The sequence below is a fragment of the Pseudomonas sp. NFACC08-1 genome, assembly GCF_900106735.1.
In the GTDB taxonomy this organism is placed as follows: Bacteria; Pseudomonadota; Gammaproteobacteria; order Pseudomonadales; family Pseudomonadaceae; genus Aquipseudomonas; species Aquipseudomonas fluorescens_Q.
The window spans coordinates 1-17,933 of sequence record NZ_FNNL01000021.1; the positions used below are offsets into that span (position 1 = coordinate 1).

Sequence of the window (17,933 nt, forward strand, 5' to 3'; positions counted from 1 at the left end):
TGGTCTCCTGGCAGAGGGTGGCAATTTCGTTCGGATCGACCACGCCAGCGGCAAACAGGCCGTCCGCCCCGGCGCTGGAATACAGTGCGGTGCGCTTCAGGAGTTCCTCCAGGCGTTGTTCGGCGGGGAAAAGGTTCTTCAGGTAGACGTCGGTCCGTACGTTGATGAACAACTTGACGCCCGCCTGGTTTGCCACCTTTCTCGCGACGTCAATCTTGCGAACAAGCAGCTCTGGAGAGCCCAGGCCGTCTTCGATGTTGATCCCGACCGCCCCGGCGGCGATGACTGTGTTGATTACTCGGCCGACCTGCTCCAGCTCGTCGGAGTAGCCGCCTTCGATGTCCACCGTGAGCGGTACGCTGAGCACCCGTGCCATCGACTTGACGGTGGTGCTCAGCAGGTCGAGAGGCAACTTGTTGCCATCCTGATAACCGTGGGACCAGGCCATGGCCGCGCTGCTGGTCGCTACCGCCTTGCCGCCCAAGCTTTCGACGATGCGCGCACCGCCCGCATCGGCCACATTGGCCAAGACCAGCAGTCCGTTCTGATGCAGATTGTGAAAAGCGGTATCCAGTGCAGTCATGACAATCCAATTCCTTTGAAAGTTGTGCCTTTAATGGCGAGGGACGGTGTGTTAGAGGCCGGTTGTGCAATGCACGTTGCTTAAGTATGGGGCATCTGTGACGTAAGCATGCCACTTCGGGGAGGGTTGGAGTTAAAAACGCAAGGTCCGGCGGGGAGCGATCTACGACTCGCAGCTGCTTTCCAATACCTCAGCATTTCCTTGAGGTGATTTTCTGTAGGCGCAACAGCAGATTTACTCTCCATTGTGTCTTCTCCTCGGGTAACAACCGCATTGGGTCAGCAGGAGTAATCGTTCAATCGGTGGGCGCGCGCTTTTCTGGAGAGCGAAAGGAGCGCAAAAGGTCCCACGACCCTCGCCCTTGCCTCTGAGCAACCGCCATGCATTGGAACCAGCAATAGGGGGACTATTTGTAAGCGCACGGGCAAACCGTCTTGCACGACTAAGCCGGACGCCACCTATGCGGTAGCAGCGCTGCAATCTCACTCGCCCGCTGCGTAGCGACCCAGCAAAGAGCCAGTTCTTGCGCCCCAGCGCCCGAGGCTGTATCTGGTTGTCGGGTAGTCAGACGCGGTCACCCGCGGCTGTGAACAACATCCTGGGCAAGTGAGCAGGCAAGTAAGCTAGGCTGTTCGCACGACTGGCCGTTGGTATTCGACGGCCTGAAAACAAAGGCGCTATCAATGTCGAAACATTTGCTGTTGGGCTGGACCCGTTCCTTGTGCGTGCTTGCTGCCTTGAGCGGCGCGGTCACCATGGCAGTTGCCGCCGAGCCTGAAAAAACCGCTACGGCGGCATCGGACACGCAATCGGTGTCCCTGGCAGGCGGCAAGCTGAAGTTCGTGCTGAAAGGTGTCGAGGCCCGTACCTTGAACAGCGAGAACGGCGGCACGATGTACTTCGATCCGAAAAGCGAGCGGGCCATCATCGTTACTGAAGGTCCGGCGCCGACTGCGGGCACTACCCCGGACGCTGCGTTTCGCCTTGCCGTGGATACCTTGAACGAAAAGCAGCAGGCCGCGTCACCCAACTTTCGCATGACTAGCGAGAAGACCATTCAGGTGAACGGCTTGAAGATGTACCGCTTGGACGGCACCGACGATTTCAACGGCCTGAAACTACTGATGGCCTCGTTGATGACGATGAACGATCAGGAGATCACCATCATCGAAGTGATGTCCAGCGTAAACGACCCGGCCGGCCATACCGCTGCGTTGAAGAACATTCTGGGCAAGTAAACCGCAGGTTTCCGGATGGTAGGCTGTCGGCTCCCGACGGTCTGCCCATCACATGGAGCCCGCATGATCTCGTGCGCAAAGCTTGCCCAACTCGGTGTCGTGCTCCCCGACCCGCCCGCGCCGCGACTACGTACCCGACGTGGTGCACCGCGGGGTGGTCTACGTCAGTGGCCAGCTGTTGCGCAAAGGCAATCTCACGATCACCGGTCCGGTGACATCCGCCACCTCACAAGACGATCTCAAGCGTGCCGACCGTGCATGCTGCGCGCACTGAGCGCGATCGATCAAGCCCTCGGGCTGGAAAATGTGGAGGCACAGGGGAAGGCGTATGTTCTATAGCTGCAGTTGCAAGTAGCGGTTGCAGGCCTCGGGATGCTCGCGCAGCAGGTGCTCGACCACACCGCCAGTCGAAGAGCAAGGTCTTGTTGAGGCCGAGGAACACCGGCTGGATTCGCTCGTTGAAGTCGAGGATCGCCAGGGAGGTCAGGCCGATCTCATGAAACGGCGCTTCATCGTGCAGCGATGCCGGGGCCAGTCCGGTGGCCTGCAGGAGCAGGTCGCGCACTAATTCCTTGAGCGCCGGCTTGAGCACGGCGTCTTCCCTGGATTGGATCATGTTCACCCCTTGAACTGACCATGGCGCAGCGTTCGGCGGATACGGGGCCGCCGACGCGAAGGCGCCAGGCAATGCGGACTTTCAATGGGGTTGAACGGCGACCGGCAAACTTCCGACCGCGGTCCGGCGAAGGTTTACAGCGTGATGTTGGGGGTGGGGTAGAACAAAATATTGAGTACGAAGAGGATCATCCAGAAACCGATTTCCAGTGTTTCGGTAATAGGCTGGATCTTCTTGATTGCGCCGTAGACATGCACAACGAACATCAGCGTGAAGACGACGAAAAGAATATCGAAGGCATAGCTGAAACTGGTGCCTGTGGTGGCCGAGCGCAACATCGCTACTTCAACGACAAGGATGAACGCACCGAGGCAACGACCGAAATAGATAGCCAGATGTTCGTGTTCGGGGACGGTCCAGCGCATGAGCCGGGCCCATTGGAGCGGGGCGAAAAAGATGGGTAAGGCAAAGAAGAGGGTGGTCACCACCATCAGGGTTGTGATGTATTCCTTGCTGTATTGCGCATAGTAACCAAGCATTTAAGAACTCCTTGTCTCATCGGCGCATCTAGGCGCCCGGCAGTAATTATTATTGTTGTGACTGGCTGGTTTTGCGGCGTGAAGTATTGGGAGGGCTGACCAGAAGCGTCAATTGTACAAAGGCGCCTACTACCAAAGGCGCGGAGGGGGGTAGTACCACTCACACATTAAGTTTCGACGGATGGAAGTGGTATCTGGGTGGAGCTCACTGCGGCGACGGCGACTGGCGTTTGCGCGACGCGAAACAGGTAGTGTTGAGGATGAGCACAACTATGGCTTATAGGCGAAATCGCCCCACGCAAGCCTGAGGATCGCTTCCTCTCCGGCATGCGTCGCCTCTATCGCGTCATTAAGCTTGAGCAAGTTTGTTTGGACGGTGGTGTGAGAGGTCGGCGCTTCTTGAACTCGCACTGAGTCGTCTAACGCCCAGGCGCTTCAATTCTTCGGGGGAGGGCAGTCCGCCCGGGACAGCAGGTTGACTGGCTGTTTGGCTTCCTTGCAGGTGGTGGCCATTTCGTTCGAGTCGACCGCGCAGGCTGTCCAGCCTTACTCCTCCACGCGTGGCCCATGGTCCCGTTCGCGCTGGCGAGAAGGACGACCAGATTCTGGCTAAACAGGGCTGAACCAAGGCGCATATCGCGATTCTGTGTTCGCAGGTCATGATCTGAAGAATGGGTCAGACTTTTCGAGCAGAGCGGTCATTGGCGCGCGTCACGCCAACAGCGGAGCAAGGAAATAGGGCGCGAGGATGACGACGGCCACCAGCACCGTCCAGCTTTCGAACAAGAGCCGCACCCGCCAGGGGGCGTGATCCAGTTCCATGAAGTGGAGCAGGACCATACGCACCTTCCAGGCGGCAATCAATATCGTCGCGATCGTGGCGGTTGCTGCGGTGACGCTGTCTTTCGACAAGCCCCAGGTCGTGACGATTGTCGCGATGCTCAGCAACAACCACACGCTGGTCACCCATCGTTGTGCGCGGTCCATGTATTACCTCATGAGATAAAGTAGCGGGAAAAGGATGATCCAAAGCAAATCGACCATGTGCCAGTAGATTCCCATGCTCTCGATACCAACCAGGCTGCTGTCTCTGGCGTATGTCCCCGCCCGAGCGTGTGCCCAAAATACGGCAAGCGCTACGCAGCCGGCGACGACATGCAGGAGGTGGATGCCGGTCAGCGCGAAATAGAACATGAAGAAGTCGTTGGTCAGCATGGTGTAGCCGGCCTGAATCTTCCCCATGTATTCAAAGATTTTCGAAATGCCAAACGCGATGCCGCTGGCGAGGGCGGCCGCCAGCCACGGACCGACCGCGGTGCGCCGGCGCGCCGCCTGGACGGCGCGGACCATGCACCAGGAACTGGTCAGTAAGATCAGCGTGTTGCCTCCTCCAAAGTGGAGGTTTAGAGCCTGACGTGAAGCCTCGAAGGTGCCAGGATTCTTTAAGCGCTCGACCATGAATGAGCCGAACAGCAGCGCGAAGATCATCATGTCCAGGCCGACGAATACCCAGATACCTTCCAAACCCGGCAGGCGACGGACTTGTGGCGTGCACATGGGGGGCGAGATGAGCCTGGCGGTAACACGCTGGCGTGACGGAATTAACTTCAATTCTTCCCCCGATCTTCCGCTTCGAGTCGCAGCAAAGCCTTCCGGGTCAACGGCACAAGGCAAAAGAGGTAGACGAAGAACGTCACGAACACGAGCCAGAAGGTGATCAGGCCGTGCCATGCAAAGATGCCGGTGGTCAGGAAAGGAATCAGTAGGACCGAGATGAAAGTTGCGCAGGTGAAGAAACCCAACCACGCGATCCAGGATGGGAATAGGGGCTGCTCCCGCTTGTCCATCAGCATGCAGATGCCAATGGCGCACCACTCGATCGCAAAGATCACAAAGGGTGGATCGAACATGAACCAGCCTAGGTCGTAGAGCATCTGGATCTCCCCATCGGAGCGGCTGTCGGGCCGAAAGGCGGCGGTCATCCAGTAGAGTGCAGGCAGCATCAAGGTCAACATGGCAGCTACGCCGCTAGTACGCACCACCTGCGAGAGAACGCTCATGGAGTCCGTCAGGATGCGTTCCATGATTTTGGCCATGACCGCAGTCCAGGTCAGGTAGAAGGGCATACAGACGAACATGACCATCATGCCCACTCGAATACCGAAACTATTATCTCGGAAATAGCTGCTGATTTCGCTTGCGCTGAGGTAGGCCGGAGGCGGGGGCCAGAAGCCCGCGAATACAGCAAACCCAAGTAGTCCACCAAGCGCGACGATCAGAACAGAGTAGTTGCACAGATGCAGGATTCGGTAACTTGCCGAGCGTTCGGTCGTCATCGCGAGAGGTCCTTTTTTATGGCGAATAGTCAGTTTTTCTTGTGTTGGCGAAAGCATCATAGAGTTTGTCCGATCAATTTCTCGAGGAGTTCGTTGGTTTAGGTGTAGGTCGGCCCGATTATTGGCGCTCGCTTTTCCACGTCCCGAACAGCTGCGGCGGGTAAGGCAGCAATTGTCGAACAGTCACCCGCTCGGTCGGTTGCGCCCAGCTCGCACCAGCGCTCCTGGTACGGCACAACCTGCTTCGTCCCGAAGCGGCGAGTAAGGTTGCGCAGGGATCGAGTTCGTCGTTCATCCGGTGGGGGCGGTAGGCGTCGAGCATGGGGTCTGGTTACGCGAGTGAGACTGCATCTAGTCGATACCACGAAAGCTAGCCATCTCCGCTGCGTGGCCAATCGTCGGTTACGACGATTTGGTGTAACAGCGCTGGATTGTTTGCTGATAGTTCGAAAATATGCGGCGCCAACACAGGTGGTTGACACGGTATCTGCTAACTACCCATGAAAAACCCACTATCCAGCGCTGGTAAGCATCCCCTTGTTGGGTGATCCCGCCGTTACGTGCAAAACTCTATTTACAGCTCTGGTTCTTAGCTTTCACTTTGACGCAGATAATCAAGATAAGCCTTCGACCACCCCATTTCGACGTGACCTACACCTGGTTCACCATCAATCTCCACAATCATCGAACCCTCGTTAAGGGTGTACAGAGGGCTGACTTCGAACTCAAACAAGGCAAATAGCTTGGTACGTACAGTGGTGACGCGTCCGGCTGCATCTTCGATAACAAACGCCATCTCGGTGTGATAAAACATTGGGTCTAGCGTGAAGTCGACCCGCACGTCCGTCACCTGCTCAATGCGTCCCTCTTTCTGGATGTATCCCATGAAGCCAGTGCGGCCAACAGCCATGTACTGAAAGACATTCAAGGCCACATCGGGGCCCGCCTGAGCTTCGAGCCACTTCGACTGCTGCACTTGCCCCCAATCACGCGTCCCCCACGAGTGGTCACGATGACCAAACGTCTCGAAGGGAATCGTGCGCTCGCCAAGGCGAAGCACGCCCTTTACGCGCCCACTTTGCTCAAAACGGTCTGTCGCCATCCAGGTTGGACATCCTTCCGGGCTGGAGCCATAGTTGTAGGCTGGGTGCATCGCTTCGAACTGGTATTCGATACTGGCTTTCTGGCCGGAGTAGTGAACTTCCGCAGACTCAAGCGGTAAGCGATGGCGGACTTGGACATCACCCACGTGCCAATCGTCAAAATCCATATCACTGGGTACAAGAATACCGTCGCAAATCTCAAATATGGGCTCTTTGCCCACGCCGGAACCGTAAACGCTCAAGGCGGCGCCTGCTTTATTGTCCCCGCTCACCCAGGTGTAAATGAAAGCGGCGATGTTTTCTTCGGCAAGCTGCAACATGAAAACCAGCGACTCGCGCGCATGGGATTCGTTACCTAATTTATGACGGAGGTCGTGTTCCGGTCCTAGGGAAAATGCTGCTGTTGAAGACTTATTACCTACCTTGTTCATGTCCACTCCTGATTATTATCGTATTTACAGGGCAGCGCCTTGCTACAGAGTGCTGCCTGTCCGGACGTATGACGCAGTTCTCGACGGATGCTCACTTCAGTTTTAGTTGAAGAGTGCTTCTGCATTCAGCTCGAGAACATGCGCGCCGTGACGCTCCAGCGAAGCTTTGTACATCGCTAAGCCGCGCTCATTCTGTTGAACTAGCATGGAAGTACCCACCGCCATGAAAAAGCCATACAGGGCATGCAGGCGATAGCCATCCCAACAGGCTTGCCAAGAAAAGCCCCTTACTCCCATGGCAAGCAGCTGTTCGTGATAGTCACGGATTAACTCTTGCTCATGGTGCTGGCGGAGTTTCGTGGAGAGGCCGGCTCCGAGATAAAACGCGGCGTCGACCATCGGCGACCCTAAGCGCACCGTCTGCCAGTCAACAACTATCAATGGCGAATGCTCGCTATCGTGACCGAAGAGCATATTGTCGAGCCTGTAATCACCATGCTGTATGACTCGGGGGCCGTCCAACCTACTAATGTATTCGACTGAGCGAGGCACTACGCGCTCCGCCAGGCGAATCAGCTCGGGGTCGATAAGAGGCGCGAAGGTTTTGGAAAACCCATCCAGAGCACCAGGGAAGAGAGAGAACAAGCCCACGGTGCGTCGCTGGTCCGCGAGCCATGGCAGGTCCAGGAGCGATGGGTCGTTCCAGCGCGGTTCCTGTAACCTGACAAGTTGTTGTAGCGCGAGACGTGCTTGCTCGACGGTTCCTCCCTCAATGACATTGCCCACACTGTAGGTACCAAGATCTTCGAACAGCAAAGTGAACCAGCCTTCGGTCGGGTCGAACTCTGCGAACCAGCAGCGTGGCGTTCTGATTTCAACGGTGCGACTGATTTGCTGATAAAAGCGTACTTCGGCTTCATACACTCCCATGGCAACGCCCGTTTGACGACTGGTCTCACTTACGGAAGCCAGTTTGGCAATAATGGTATTGGGGGCAAATTCATCGGCTCCCTCATAAGTAGGCGTCAGGCGTACGACAGAGCCCAATTGCCCTGTGCCAACGGTCTCCACCGTAAGATTGGACACATGTCCTTTTGTAAGCGCACCGGCCTTGGTAAGGGTGTCCGTTAACCAGGCTGGGGTAAACTCTGCAGGATTGCGAATGATAGGTTTCATGTTGCCCCTTCAATTTGTGCGTGATCGGTTGGGTCGGTGAGGCGTATAAATAAACGCTTTGGATTGCATTTTTTACTGGGTTGCTGGAAGTGAAGTGTTTAATCTTGGCCTAGTCTGAGTCCAATAAATATGATTGTGGAAACAAGCAGCAGCCAGCCATCAAACGCTAATTTCCATGGCAGTGCCATGTTCTTGATCTGCATGAATTCCCGCATGACTAGCCTGCATTTAAATGCTGCAATAGCGATCATGATCAAGCGGCTCTCACTACTGGTGATCGCACTGCCAAGCGTGCTGCCCGAGAAATAAAAAGTCACTAGCGTGGCCATTATCAGAAGCAGCCAGACAAAAGTTTCGCGAGATGTGAATGAGTAAGTCATCTTTCTATCTCATGATGTAGAGCAGGGGGAAGATTATAATCCACAGTAAATCCACCATGTGCCAGAAGGTGGCGGAGCTTTCAAGTCCGTGAACGCCCGATGAGCCATTTTTTATGCGAAAAAACATGACGATTAGAACAATTGATCCAATGAGTACATGCATAAAATGCAGGCCGGTAATCATGTAGTAAAACATGAAAAAGTCGTTGGTGAGCATGCTTATGCCGGCAGACAGTTTTTCTTTGTACTCTAGGATCTTTGAAATCGTGAAAGCCAAGCTGCACGCTAGAGTCAGGAGAATAAACACCATGCAGGTGCGCCGGTTCAGCTTGGACAGGCTACGTATGGCCAATACGATAAACCATGAGCTGGTTAAGAGAATGAGCGTGTTGAAAATTCCCGCATTTACGGATAACGATGATTGAGATTGAATGAAGCTGTCAGGATTTTTGGCTCTTTCATAAAAGTAAGAGCAGAAAATAATCATAAATAACATCATGTCCATCAGGACAAGGATGAACACTCCTTCCTCGCCAGGGGCGTGCTTGTTTTCTGTTCGAGTAGGAATAGTTTCATGTTGCTCTGGGCGAGAGCTGTGTAGTGCTCCGAGCGGGTAGTTGTACTGTCTGTTTTTTACTTTCTCAATGCTGGCAACCATTTCAAATCGCTCTGTTATGGAAGTTTGAAGCCCAATTGCACGCCCGCGAGTGTGCAATAGGACGGTCGCTCTATCATTTTTTGCAGGGAATCAATGGTGCTCGGTAAACAATTGCAGTCAAGCGATGCCAATAGAATCCTGCTCGATGCGCTTAATGGCTTTCAGTACATAGTGAGTGGCGATGATGATCCATATAAAGAAATCAAACAGGCCAACGTAGTAGCAAAGAAGACCGTTCCACGCGAATGGGCCTGTCCGGAAGAACGGAATTAATACCGCCATAAGGAACGATAGGCCCATGGCAATCGAGAACCATCCCAGCCATTTGGGGAATAGCGGTCTTGGGTTTTTATCAATTAGGCACAGGCAGCCAAATGAAACAAACTGGGTGACGGATACCATGACTGTGGTGTCAAACCACAACCAAGAGTAATCGGCCAGCAATTTTATGTCTTGTGCTGTCTTCAGTTCGGGGTCATAGGCGGATGCCTCCCAGCCTACGCATGAGGCCCAGGTCGCCACTACAGTGCCGAAGGCCCCCATTAATTGTATGAGGGAAAGCGTGCCATTAGGGCCTTCGACATATTGCATGGTTCTGGAAACTGCACTGCCCCATATGTAATAGAGGGGGGTGGATAGAAGTATCATTAGCATGCCGATTCGGATGCGAAGGCTGTTGTCAATATAGTATTGATGGGTTTCATCTACGCTAAGGCTCTGTGCGGGAGGCGGTAAAAAGCCCGCAACTCCAGCCCAGGCTATAAGGACGATAATGCAGTATAGGTAACCTGCCCAGCCGCACCAGCGCCAACTTGTGAAGTGGGGGCGTTGGGGGATGTTGTATATGGATTTCATGGTTTTTCTCCGATGGCTATGCGCTTGTTGTATTTGTTTCATGAAATTCAGTATGCGGTCTGTCAGGGTGAATATAGTTTCGCGGAGTTTGCGTCGGTCGGAAGACGGTCTGCATCGTCAAAAAGTCCGGGCAACGAGATCGGCGCATTTCACTAAATTCGCTAAGTCTTCTTCAGGCGTTCCCTGAGCGATGAATCGTGAGCACTGTTACTTAGGTATTATCCTCTTCCCCTGACGTTCACCCGGCGTCGTCGAAATCGACGAATTAATGGGGGTCAGACCTTGAACTGATTAATGGCCTGGCGCAGGTCAGCAGCGGCACCGTCCAAACTGCGGGAGACCGCTGCGGCGTGTTCGCCGGTGCTGCAATTTTCCTGGCTCATCTGCGCCACCGCCTCGATCCGTTGGGCGATTATCTGGGTGGTGCGGTCCTGTTCGATCAGTGCCTGGGAAACCGCGCTGATTCCCTCCGATACCAGGCTGGCACTCTGCAGGATCTCGTTCATGCTGGCCGCCGCGTTTTCCGATAGCGCCTGGCTTTCGCGAGTGCGGCTGGTCACTATGGCCATTTCCGCGACGGCCTGGCGGGCGGAGGCCTGCATGGAACTGACCATATCGCGGATCTCCTCGGCCGAAGTGCGCGTGCGCTCGGCCAACTGGCGTACCTCATCGGCCACCACGGCGAAGCCACGGCCCTGCTCGCCGGCCCTTGCTGCTTCGATGGCGGCGTTAAGGGCGAGCAGGTTGGTCTGTTCGGCAACCGCCTTGATCACCTCGACGATGGTGGTGATGCGATCCGTTTCGTTGCCTAGTGCGCTGATAGTCTCGCTCGCTCGGCCGACCTGGCGCGTCACCTGGTCGGTTTCCTCTGCTGTGCGGCTGATTGCCTGCGCGCCACAACCGGCGGCGTCCGCAGCATCCTGGGCTCGGGCGTGAGCATCGCGGGTACTGGCATTGATCTGGCCGATGGACGCGCTCATCTGTTCGATCGCGCTGGCGATGTCTGTGGCTGCTTCGTTCTGCTGCACCGAACTCTTGGCCACCTGTTTAGCCATGGTGCTGGTCTGTTGGGCCGTTTGGTCGATGCGATTAGCGCCGACCATCACTTCGAGCAAGGCAGTCTGCACCCGTTCGAGCAAGGCGTTGAATGCGCTGGCGGCTTGCGCCACCTCGTCGCCGCCATGGTTAAGTGCACGGAGGGAAAAATCGTTGCTGCTGCGCACCTGTTCGAAGGTCGAGCGCAACTGATGCAGCGGATTGACCACGCTGCGTACGATCAGGGCGGCGAGAATACCGAGGATCAGCATGGTGGCCCCTAGTACGCTGGCGATCAGGCTGTTGGCGGTGGCGATTACCGACTCGCCGCCAGCCTGCGCCTGCGCGGCATCGGTGACTCCAAGCTTGAGCAGTTTCTCCAGCGGCTCACTGGAGGCGTGGATCGCCGCTGCCCAGGGTAGGGTGTTAGTTACCAGCTCCAACGAGCGAATATGTACGTCGTCCCAGCTCTTCGCTTGAGCGAGGGTCTCGCAGATTTCGGTCTGCACTTGGTCGGCGCTTTGGAATTCGTTCCACAGCGCGCTGAATTCCTGCCACAGGGCCTGCTCTTCACTGCTTTTGGTCTGGGTATCGTAGGCTTTGAACGCCAGCTCGGCCTGTGTCAAGGCTTGGCGGTGGCGCGTGAGGATGTCGTTGAACAGGTCGTGGGCCTCGGCCAGGGCGTCGCTCTTGTCGCTCATCGAGTCGAACGCCTCGGGGCGCCAACTGGCGCCCTCCTGCATGGCGGCGATGGAGATCAGTCGCGCGTGACGCAGAGATGCCAAGGCATCAACGGCACTTAGCGCGCCGCTGACCTCTTCCATGCTGTGGCCGGCATTGTGGATACCGAGCCGGCTGGCGGTCCCTACGACGGCGAGGCTTGTGATGAAGCAGAACATCAGAAAGTACAGCTTTGCACGCACGGACAGATTGCGCATATGACGCTCCTTGGCTTCTGGCGGATGCTTCTGGGCAGCTTGGAGGGCGTAGGGGAGTCTCATTCAACGCATTTGTGCAGGTACACCGGGCCAAAGTGGCCCGGGCGATGATGAGTCATACAATCTCGAAGTAGTCCGCCTTGCCGGCTCCGCAGTCCGGGCACATCCAGTCGTCAGGGAGGTCTTCCAGCGGGGTGCCGGGAGGGATGCCGTTGTCCGGATCACCAAGACGCTCATCGTAAATGTGTGAGCAGAAACTGCATTGCCAACGTTTCATGGTCGGCTCCTCTTCAGGTGGCCAGATGGATGACGGGTTGAATGGCGAAGCCATGCTGAATCTGCAGGTTGCGCTGTCGTAGCTCCGGCTCCAGCAGCTGCCAGGCCTTCACATGCTGATACGCGGGCATGGTCGGGAACAGGTGATGAATCAGGTGGTAGTTGTGGTACTGACACAGCGGCGTCAGCAACCACTCGTGGCCCAGGCGCATGGAAGTAGCCAGGGTCAAGTCCTGCGCGGATTCCACGTCGTCCTTAACATGGGGCAGCCAGAAGAACACGCAGCCCACCAAGATGAAGACCAGGCGCGAGGGGATGAACCACAACAGCAGCACATGCATGCCGTAACCCAGGTAGGTCAACGCCGCGGCTATGGCCAGGGTGATCGCGGCATTGAGCAGTGTGCCGCGCAGATGGCGCATGGCGATCGGATCCCGGTTTTTCATGATGAATAGCAGGTAACCAATTTCCAGCAGGGACCAGCGTGCCGGCAGGCTCCACCAGGGGCCGTGCATCCAGTTGTCAGGATCTTTCGGGCCATTGGTGAAACGGTGATGCTGGATGTGCGCCCAACGGAAAATTCCCAAGCTGATCTGCGGTGCGAAGGTGGCCATGCCGATATGGCCAAACAGGTCGTTGAGCTTCTGATTCTTCGCCGCTGAACGGTGAATCGAGTCATGGGCCACAGTGAACTGCCAGTACATCAGGAAGGTATTGAGCAGGCAGGTCCAGCCTAGGTTGAAGTAGCCGAGCACGGCCAGGATGTCGGCAACAATCACGCCGCCGGTGGAGGCGATCAGCAGTCCAAGCACCATGGGGGAAGCGCCGGGGACACGGCACAATTTTTCGAGGGCCGCGCGCTTTTCCAGGGGGACGGTAAAGCGAGCCAGGGCATTGATAGTCACAGGTCTTCTCCTCTACATCAGCTATGCGACGACTGGCTAGTCGGTGGCTGCGGGTTTTTTGTTGGGGGGGCGATATCGCCTGCGTGCAGAAAACTGTCGATCAGCGGCCATGCCATTTCGCGCAGAGACAGGCCATGCACCAGCTGGTTAGCCGTGTGCAGAGAGAGCATCCCGTGCAGCAGGCTCCATAGACCGTGGGTAAGTAACAGGGCATTGCCATGCAGGCGTTTCTGGTCAATGGCGGTCTGTACCAGATCGACGCACGAGGCGAAAAACTCCCAGCGTTCTGTCAGCAGCGGTGGGTATTCGGTGAGATCCGGCTGAGTGTCAGAAAAAATGAGCCGGTATTTGGCTGGTTGGCTGCTGCCAAACGCCAGTAACTCCCGAAGCGTCGAGCGGATGCGTTCGATCGGATCTCTTTCGTCATCGCTGGCCGGCATTGCGGCGGCCTTCAGCTCCAAAAGGCATGCGCGACGCATCTCGGCGACCAGGGCTTCCTTATTGGCGAAGTAGCGGTAGCCGACGGTGTGGCTTAGTCCCACCCGCTTGGCGATCCGACGCAGGGTGACGTTGTCCATACCCTCTTCCAGGTACAGCTCCAGGGCTCCTCGCACCAGGGTCTGGCGGAGGTTCTCGGTTTCATCGGCTGAGTAGACTGGGCGGGCCATGGATCATCGTGTTCAGTGGGGTGTGGGGCCAAATTAACAGCATTTTTCAGTATTGTTAACTGTGTAAAAATAACGTTGTTAATCTTTGAGAGCCGCTGATCTGCTGCTATCTATCTGAATAAAAAAGTGATTTCGCCTGCTTGCCGGTTTCGGCAGGTGGTTGAAAATCGTCGAATCCGACGAGCGGGAATGTAGGGTGTGCTCGACCCTGGCGCCCTTGGTTTTCTGGGCGAATGCAGGAGCGTGAGTCGTATTGAAGAGGTTAAGAAACGGGTCGTTCAATTAAGCAGTTAGTCGGCAGCGACTGGACTGTCTGGTGCGGGTGTTGGGGAATTCGTCGAAAACGACGATCTGGGGTTTCGGGGACATCGATACAGTGCCGGCTATCGAGTCTTCACTCCCCTTCAGAGGTTCGCGATGACGACATTAATTCCCACCCGTAACTGGGATGACCTGGTCCAGCATGACCGCGTGCATGGCTCGGTCTACACCGACGAAGAGCTTTTCCAGCTCGAGTTGGAACGGATCTGGTACCGCACCTGGGTTTACGTTGGCCATGTCAGCGAGGTTCCCAAGCTCAACGATTTCGTGGTCAAGTCGATCGGCCCGCAACCGGTGATCATGACCCGCGACGGGGAGGGGCAGATCCATCTGCTACTCAACCGTTGCCCGCATCGAGGCAACCAGGTGTGCCTGGAGCATGCGGGTAATCGCAAGTCATTCACCTGTCCCTATCACGGTTGGACCTTCTCCAATACCGGTAGCTTGCGCGGTTATCCGTTCGCGGCCGGCTACGAAGGCACCGACCGAAGCACTCTGGGCTTGGGCAAGGTGGCGCGCATCGGCATTTACCAGGGCTTTGTGTTCGGCAGCATGGCCGTGGAGGGGCCGACGCTGGAGGAGCACCTGGGTGCGGCCCGTGGCGCGCTCGATGCGCTGGTGGTGACGTCGCCCGAGGGTGAGGTGGAAATCACTGCCGGCTTCCTGCAGCACAAGGCCAAGTCTAACTGGAAGTTCATCGTCGAGAACGAGACCGATGGTTACCATCCTCAGTTCGTTCATGCCTCGATCTTCGATGTCGCCTCCAGCGGTATCGGCGATCTGTACAGTGCTGACTCCACTGCCGTGGCCCGGGATATGGGCGGTGGCCACACCGAGATCGACCTGCGACCAGAGTTCCGCCGCATCGGCCAGCCCATGGGCTGGTTTGGCACCACCGAAGCACGCCTGCCCGAGTACGTGAGCAAGATGCGTGAAGCATATGGCACCGAGCGCGCCAACGAAATCATGATCGATGGCACGCCACACATCATGATCTTCCCCAACCTGTTCATCGCCGAAATCCAGATTTTCGTGATCCAACCGCTGGCGGTCGACGAGACCGTGCAACACGTCACCGCGCTGCAGTTCAAGGGCGCGCCCGATCTCAATCGGCGCCTGCGCCAGCAGACAATGGGCTCGGTCGGGCCGGCTGGTTTCCTGCTCGCCGACGACTCGGAAATGTACGAGCGCACCCAACGTGGGGTTCGCAGCCGCAATCCGGAGTGGAACTACCTCGGCCGCGGCCTGGCGCGTGAGCGCCGCGATGCTGACGGCTTCCTGATCGGTGACGCTACCGACGAAGTGACCACACGTGGCATCTGGAGCCACTACCGCTCCCTGATGGAGGCGCAATAAATGGGCAGTGCAGTTATCCCGGAAAAAAACCTGATCGTCGAAGTTAGCCAGTTCCTCTACCGCGAAGCCCGCCTGCAGGATACTCACGAGTACGACGACTGGGAGGCTCTATGGACCACCGACGGTGTGTACTGGGTGCCGGCCAACGGCGATGACATCGACCCGGAAACGCAGATGTCGATTATCTATGACAACCGCTCGCGCATCGCCCTGCGGATCAAGCAGTTCCATACTGGCAAGCGCCACACTCAGTCTCCGCGCTCGCGCCTGGGGCGGGTGCTGTCCAACGTCGAGATCATCGAGGCCAGTGGTGACGAGATTCGGGTGGCGGCTAATGCCATGGTCTTCGAGTCCAACCTGCGCGCCGACACCGTGTGGTGCACCCGCAACGAATACCTGCTGCGTCGAGAAGAAGGCGGCCTGCGCATGGCGCGCAAGAAAGTGGTCTTGGTTAACAACGACAAGGCCCTTTTCACCCTGTCTTTCCTAATCTGAGTTCGTCTTCCATGAGCAGTATGGAATGGCGCAGGTGCTGGGGCTGCACGGCGGCGGGTTGAGGGCGGGTCATCAATGTCGGTTACGAGGCCTGGGAGGCGTGCTGGGGCTGCTACCAGTGCGTCATGCAGTTGCTGCCTGAAGCCGCTTCCTGCGCCGGGCAGCCCCGTTGTTCAGGCGGCTCGATCAACCAGGCGTGAGCCCGTTGCTGACCCCTGGATGGCAGGTAAGGGAGCCGCCACGAGTTCGTCGCAAACGACGATGTGCGGCTTCCGGCGGCGGGCGAGCATGACTGAAAAATGCAAGCCATAGTCATCTCGAAGAGAGCCGCCCCATGTATCCACAGAACGAAACTGCCGTCATTGTCGGCGCCGGTCATGCAGGTGCCGAACTGGTGGCTACGCTGCGTCAGAACGGCTATCCCGGCCGGATTATCCTGATCGGCGATGAGCCCGAGCTTCCTTATCGGCGCCCGCCGTTGTCCAAGACCTACCTTTCCGGTGAGGCGAGCCGCGAGTCGTTGCTGATTCGCAGTGCGGCCGCGTACGACAAGTTGCAGGTGGCGTGCTGGACCGGCGTGCAGGTCTGCGCCATCGACCGCGAGCGGCGGACCGTCACGCTCAGTGATGGCCGGACTCAGGCCTATGACAAGCTGGTGCTGGCCACCGGCGGGCGGCCGCGTCGCCTGGAGGAGCCGGCTGCGCAGAAGCCCAATGTCCATTACATTCGTAACCTGGCGGATATCGAACGGTTACAGCCGGACTTCGTCGCGGGCAAGCGTCTGCTGGTGATCGGCGGCGGTTACATCGGTCTGGAGGCCGCTTCGGTCGGGATCAAGAACGGCCTGCAGGTCACCGTCCTGGAGGCGGCGCCACGGGTGCTGGCACGGGTCGCGGCTCCGGAGATTTCCGCGTTCTACGAGGGCGTTCATCGCCGCCGGGGCGTGGATGTGCGTACGGAAACCAGCGTGCAGGTATTCCAGGGTGCCGAGCGAGTGGAGTCGGTGCAGCTAAGCGACGGCAGTGAGTTGCCGGTCGACTTGATCATCGTCGGCATCGGAATCTTGCCCAATGACCAACTGGCCCGTGACGCCGGTCTGGAGATCGACAACGGCATCGTCGTCGACTCTTACGCGCAGACCCTTGATCCAGACATCCTGGCGGTTGGCGACTGCGCCCGACACGTCAACGGTTTCCTCGGCTGTCTCATCCGCATCGAATCGGTGCCGAGTGCCCAGGAGCAGGCGCGCACGGCCGCTCATACGATCTGTGGCAAGAACCTGCCACACATCGCCGTACCCTGGTTCTGGTCCGACCAATTTGATCTCAAGCTGCAGATAGTCGGCCTGTCCCAGGGCTACGACCAACTGGTGCTGCGGGGCGATATGGCTGCTGAATCCTTCTGCGCCTTTTACCTGCGCAAGGGGGTGGTGTTGTCCGTCGACGCGGTCAACCGGCCGCAGGACTTCATGGTCGGCAAGCGTCTGGTTGCCGAGCGGGTTCAAGTCGATCCACAAGTGCTGGCGGACGAAAGTATTGACCTCAAGTCGTTACTTGCCGCAGCGCTCTGACGCCGTTGCCAGAACAGTAGGAAGTAGAACTATGCCGAAAGTCGTTTTTATCGAACATTCTGATGTGGTGCACAGCGTTGAGGCCGAGACAGGCCGCTCGCTGATGCAGATCGCCGTCGACAATCTGGTGCCGGGCATCGACGGCGAATGCGGTGGGGCCTGCAGCTGTGCAACCTGCCATGTGTATGTCGATCCCGCCTGGCAGTCACTGTTGCCGGCGCGCAGCAGCGACGAAACCTTCATGCTGGAAGGCGCCTTCGAGGTCAATGAGAGCAGCCGCCTGGGCTGCCAATTGAAAATGTGCGAGGAGTGGGATGGGCTGGTGGTCAGGATTCCAGTGAGCCAGGGTTGATGTGCAGACTTCCTGTAAGCCTGCCTCAGCAAGCGAGGCTACGAAGTTGAATGGATTGATCTAACACACTTCACGATCACGAAGACCGGCGGCCTGGCGGTA

General features: G+C 57.2%; 20 protein-coding genes and 1 pseudogene. 5 read left to right on the forward strand and 16 right to left on the reverse strand.

The genetic code is table 11. From position 1 onward, the window contains the following. The coding region (locus BLU76_RS28315) for an isocitrate lyase/PEP mutase family protein (RefSeq protein WP_092225398.1) at window positions 1–583 on the reverse strand (583 nt) is incomplete at its 3' end. Window positions 584–1,266: 683 nt separating this feature from the next. Here BLU76_RS28315 and BLU76_RS28320 point away from each other — a divergent pair. Further along, entirely contained in the window at window positions 1,267–1,821 is a 555-nt protein-coding gene (locus tag BLU76_RS28320) for a DcrB/PsbP domain-containing protein (RefSeq protein ID WP_092142563.1), read from the forward strand. 226 nt (window positions 1,822–2,047) lie between these two features. On the opposite strand, the gene BLU76_RS28325 is transcribed toward BLU76_RS28320, so the two are convergent. From BLU76_RS28325 to BLU76_RS28385, 15 genes and pseudogenes are all read right to left on the reverse strand, one after another. Beyond that, window positions 2,048–2,437, reverse strand: a complete 390-nt coding sequence (locus tag BLU76_RS28325) for an acyl carrier protein (protein WP_092225400.1) — start codon at window positions 2,435–2,437, stop codon at window positions 2,048–2,050. Between the two features lie 134 nt (window positions 2,438–2,571). Beyond that, window positions 2,572–2,976 carry a hypothetical protein gene (locus tag BLU76_RS28330; RefSeq protein WP_092225402.1) on the reverse strand — a complete coding sequence of 135 codons (405 nt, stop codon included), beginning with the start codon at window positions 2,974–2,976 and terminating at the stop codon, window positions 2,572–2,574. Window positions 2,977–3,687: 711 nt separating this feature from the next. Next, entirely contained in the window at window positions 3,688–3,963 is a 276-nt protein-coding gene (locus tag BLU76_RS28335; protein WP_092225404.1) for a cytochrome C oxidase subunit IV family protein, read from the reverse strand. Between the two features lie 3 nt (window positions 3,964–3,966). Then, a complete protein-coding gene (locus BLU76_RS28340) occupies window positions 3,967–4,587 on the reverse strand; it encodes a cytochrome c oxidase subunit 3 family protein (RefSeq protein WP_170862001.1) in 621 nt (206 codons plus the stop codon). Then, window positions 4,584–5,312: a hypothetical protein gene (locus tag BLU76_RS31635; protein ID WP_158265798.1), complete on the reverse strand. Its 729-nt coding sequence runs from the start codon at window positions 5,310–5,312 to the stop codon at window positions 4,584–4,586. The genes BLU76_RS28340 and BLU76_RS31635 overlap by 4 nt, the downstream gene beginning before the upstream one ends. 589 nt (window positions 5,313–5,901) lie before the next feature. Beyond that, the gene (locus tag BLU76_RS28345; protein ID WP_092142549.1) at window positions 5,902–6,846 is read right to left on the reverse strand and encodes a DUF7064 domain-containing protein; all 945 of its coding nucleotides are present in this window, start codon (window positions 6,844–6,846) and stop codon (window positions 5,902–5,904) included. Between the two features lie 102 nt (window positions 6,847–6,948). Continuing rightward, the gene (locus BLU76_RS28350; RefSeq protein WP_092225408.1) at window positions 6,949–8,022 is read right to left on the reverse strand and encodes a phosphotransferase; all 1,074 of its coding nucleotides are present in this window, start codon (window positions 8,020–8,022) and stop codon (window positions 6,949–6,951) included. Window positions 8,023–8,120: 98 nt separating this feature from the next. Next, window positions 8,121–8,402 (reverse strand): cytochrome C oxidase subunit IV family protein, encoded by a 282-nt coding sequence (locus BLU76_RS28355; protein WP_092225410.1) that lies wholly within the window; start codon window positions 8,400–8,402, stop codon window positions 8,121–8,123. Between the two features lie 4 nt (window positions 8,403–8,406). Then, window positions 8,407–9,060: a cytochrome c oxidase subunit 3 family protein gene (locus tag BLU76_RS28360; protein WP_092225412.1), complete on the reverse strand. Its 654-nt coding sequence runs from the start codon at window positions 9,058–9,060 to the stop codon at window positions 8,407–8,409. A 117-nt stretch (window positions 9,061–9,177) separates the two neighbouring features. After that, a complete protein-coding gene (locus BLU76_RS28365; RefSeq protein WP_092142536.1) occupies window positions 9,178–9,915 on the reverse strand; it encodes a hypothetical protein in 738 nt (245 codons plus the stop codon). Window positions 9,916–10,190: 275 nt separating this feature from the next. Next, window positions 10,191–11,018, reverse strand: coding sequence for a methyl-accepting chemotaxis protein (locus BLU76_RS32450; RefSeq protein ID WP_371914683.1), 828 nt, complete (start codon window positions 11,016–11,018; stop codon window positions 10,191–10,193). 30 nt (window positions 11,019–11,048) lie between these two features. Continuing rightward, a pseudogene (locus BLU76_RS32455) lies at window positions 11,049–11,951 on the reverse strand (Tar ligand binding domain-containing protein); the annotation flags it as partial. 52 nt (window positions 11,952–12,003) lie between these two features. Continuing rightward, window positions 12,004–12,165: a rubredoxin gene (locus BLU76_RS28375; protein WP_063321856.1), complete on the reverse strand. Its 162-nt coding sequence runs from the start codon at window positions 12,163–12,165 to the stop codon at window positions 12,004–12,006. A gap of 13 nt (window positions 12,166–12,178) precedes the next feature. Further along, complete coding sequence (locus tag BLU76_RS28380; protein ID WP_092225414.1) at window positions 12,179–13,069, reverse strand: fatty acid desaturase; 891 nt, start codon at window positions 13,067–13,069, stop codon at window positions 12,179–12,181. A gap of 17 nt (window positions 13,070–13,086) precedes the next feature. Next, window positions 13,087–13,737: a TetR/AcrR family transcriptional regulator gene (locus tag BLU76_RS28385; protein ID WP_092225416.1), complete on the reverse strand. Its 651-nt coding sequence runs from the start codon at window positions 13,735–13,737 to the stop codon at window positions 13,087–13,089. Between the two features lie 417 nt (window positions 13,738–14,154). Here BLU76_RS28385 and BLU76_RS28390 point away from each other — a divergent pair, with 417 nt between their 5' ends. The 4 genes from BLU76_RS28390 (at window position 14,155) to BLU76_RS28405 (ending at window position 17,831) form a co-directional block, all read left to right on the forward strand. Next, a complete protein-coding gene (locus BLU76_RS28390) occupies window positions 14,155–15,414 on the forward strand; it encodes an aromatic ring-hydroxylating oxygenase subunit alpha (protein ID WP_092225418.1) in 1,260 nt (419 codons plus the stop codon). After that, window positions 15,415–15,909 carry an aromatic-ring-hydroxylating dioxygenase subunit beta gene (locus BLU76_RS28395; protein WP_092225420.1) on the forward strand — a complete coding sequence of 165 codons (495 nt, stop codon included), beginning with the start codon at window positions 15,415–15,417 and terminating at the stop codon, window positions 15,907–15,909. Between the two features lie 334 nt (window positions 15,910–16,243). Continuing rightward, a complete protein-coding gene (locus BLU76_RS28400; RefSeq protein WP_092225422.1) occupies window positions 16,244–17,479 on the forward strand; it encodes an NAD(P)/FAD-dependent oxidoreductase in 1,236 nt (411 codons plus the stop codon). Between the two features lie 31 nt (window positions 17,480–17,510). Beyond that, on the forward strand, window positions 17,511–17,831 hold the full coding sequence (locus tag BLU76_RS28405) for a 2Fe-2S iron-sulfur cluster-binding protein (protein ID WP_092225424.1): 321 nt from the start codon (window positions 17,511–17,513) through the stop codon (window positions 17,829–17,831). Window positions 17,832–17,933: the final 102 nt, after the last annotated feature.

Coding starts and splice junctions, on each gene's coding strand:
- BLU76_RS28320 (WP_092142563.1), top strand. CDS start 1,267: ATGTCGAAACATTTGCTGTTGGGCTGGACCCGTTCCTTGTGCGTGCTT.
- BLU76_RS28395 (WP_092225420.1), top strand. CDS start 15,415: ATGGGCAGTGCAGTTATCCCGGAAAAAAACCTGATCGTCGAAGTTAGC.
- BLU76_RS28385 (WP_092225416.1), bottom strand. CDS start 13,737: ATGGCCCGCCCAGTCTACTCAGCCGATGAAACCGAGAACCTCCGCCAG.
- BLU76_RS28325 (WP_092225400.1), bottom strand. CDS start 2,437: ATGATCCAATCCAGGGAAGACGCCGTGCTCAAGCCGGCGCTCAAGGAA.
- BLU76_RS28330 (WP_092225402.1), bottom strand. CDS start 2,976: ATGCTTGGTTACTATGCGCAATACAGCAAGGAATACATCACAACCCTG.
- BLU76_RS28345 (WP_092142549.1), bottom strand. CDS start 6,846: ATGAACAAGGTAGGTAATAAGTCTTCAACAGCAGCATTTTCCCTAGGA.
- BLU76_RS28355 (WP_092225410.1), bottom strand. CDS start 8,402: ATGACTTACTCATTCACATCTCGCGAAACTTTTGTCTGGCTGCTTCTG.
- BLU76_RS28335 (WP_092225404.1), bottom strand. CDS start 3,963: ATGGACCGCGCACAACGATGGGTGACCAGCGTGTGGTTGTTGCTGAGC.
- BLU76_RS28405 (WP_092225424.1), top strand. CDS start 17,511: ATGCCGAAAGTCGTTTTTATCGAACATTCTGATGTGGTGCACAGCGTT.
- BLU76_RS32450 (WP_371914683.1), bottom strand. CDS start 11,018: ATGGTCGGCGCTAATCGCATCGACCAAACGGCCCAACAGACCAGCACC.
- BLU76_RS28350 (WP_092225408.1), bottom strand. CDS start 8,022: ATGAAACCTATCATTCGCAATCCTGCAGAGTTTACCCCAGCCTGGTTA.
- BLU76_RS28390 (WP_092225418.1), top strand. CDS start 14,155: ATGACGACATTAATTCCCACCCGTAACTGGGATGACCTGGTCCAGCAT.
- BLU76_RS28365 (WP_092142536.1), bottom strand. CDS start 9,915: ATGAAATCCATATACAACATCCCCCAACGCCCCCACTTCACAAGTTGG.
- BLU76_RS31635 (WP_158265798.1), bottom strand. CDS start 5,312: ATGACGACCGAACGCTCGGCAAGTTACCGAATCCTGCATCTGTGCAAC.
- BLU76_RS28360 (WP_092225412.1), bottom strand. CDS start 9,060: ATGGTTGCCAGCATTGAGAAAGTAAAAAACAGACAGTACAACTACCCG.
- BLU76_RS28400 (WP_092225422.1), top strand. CDS start 16,244: ATGTATCCACAGAACGAAACTGCCGTCATTGTCGGCGCCGGTCATGCA.
- BLU76_RS28375 (WP_063321856.1), bottom strand. CDS start 12,165: ATGAAACGTTGGCAATGCAGTTTCTGCTCACACATTTACGATGAGCGT.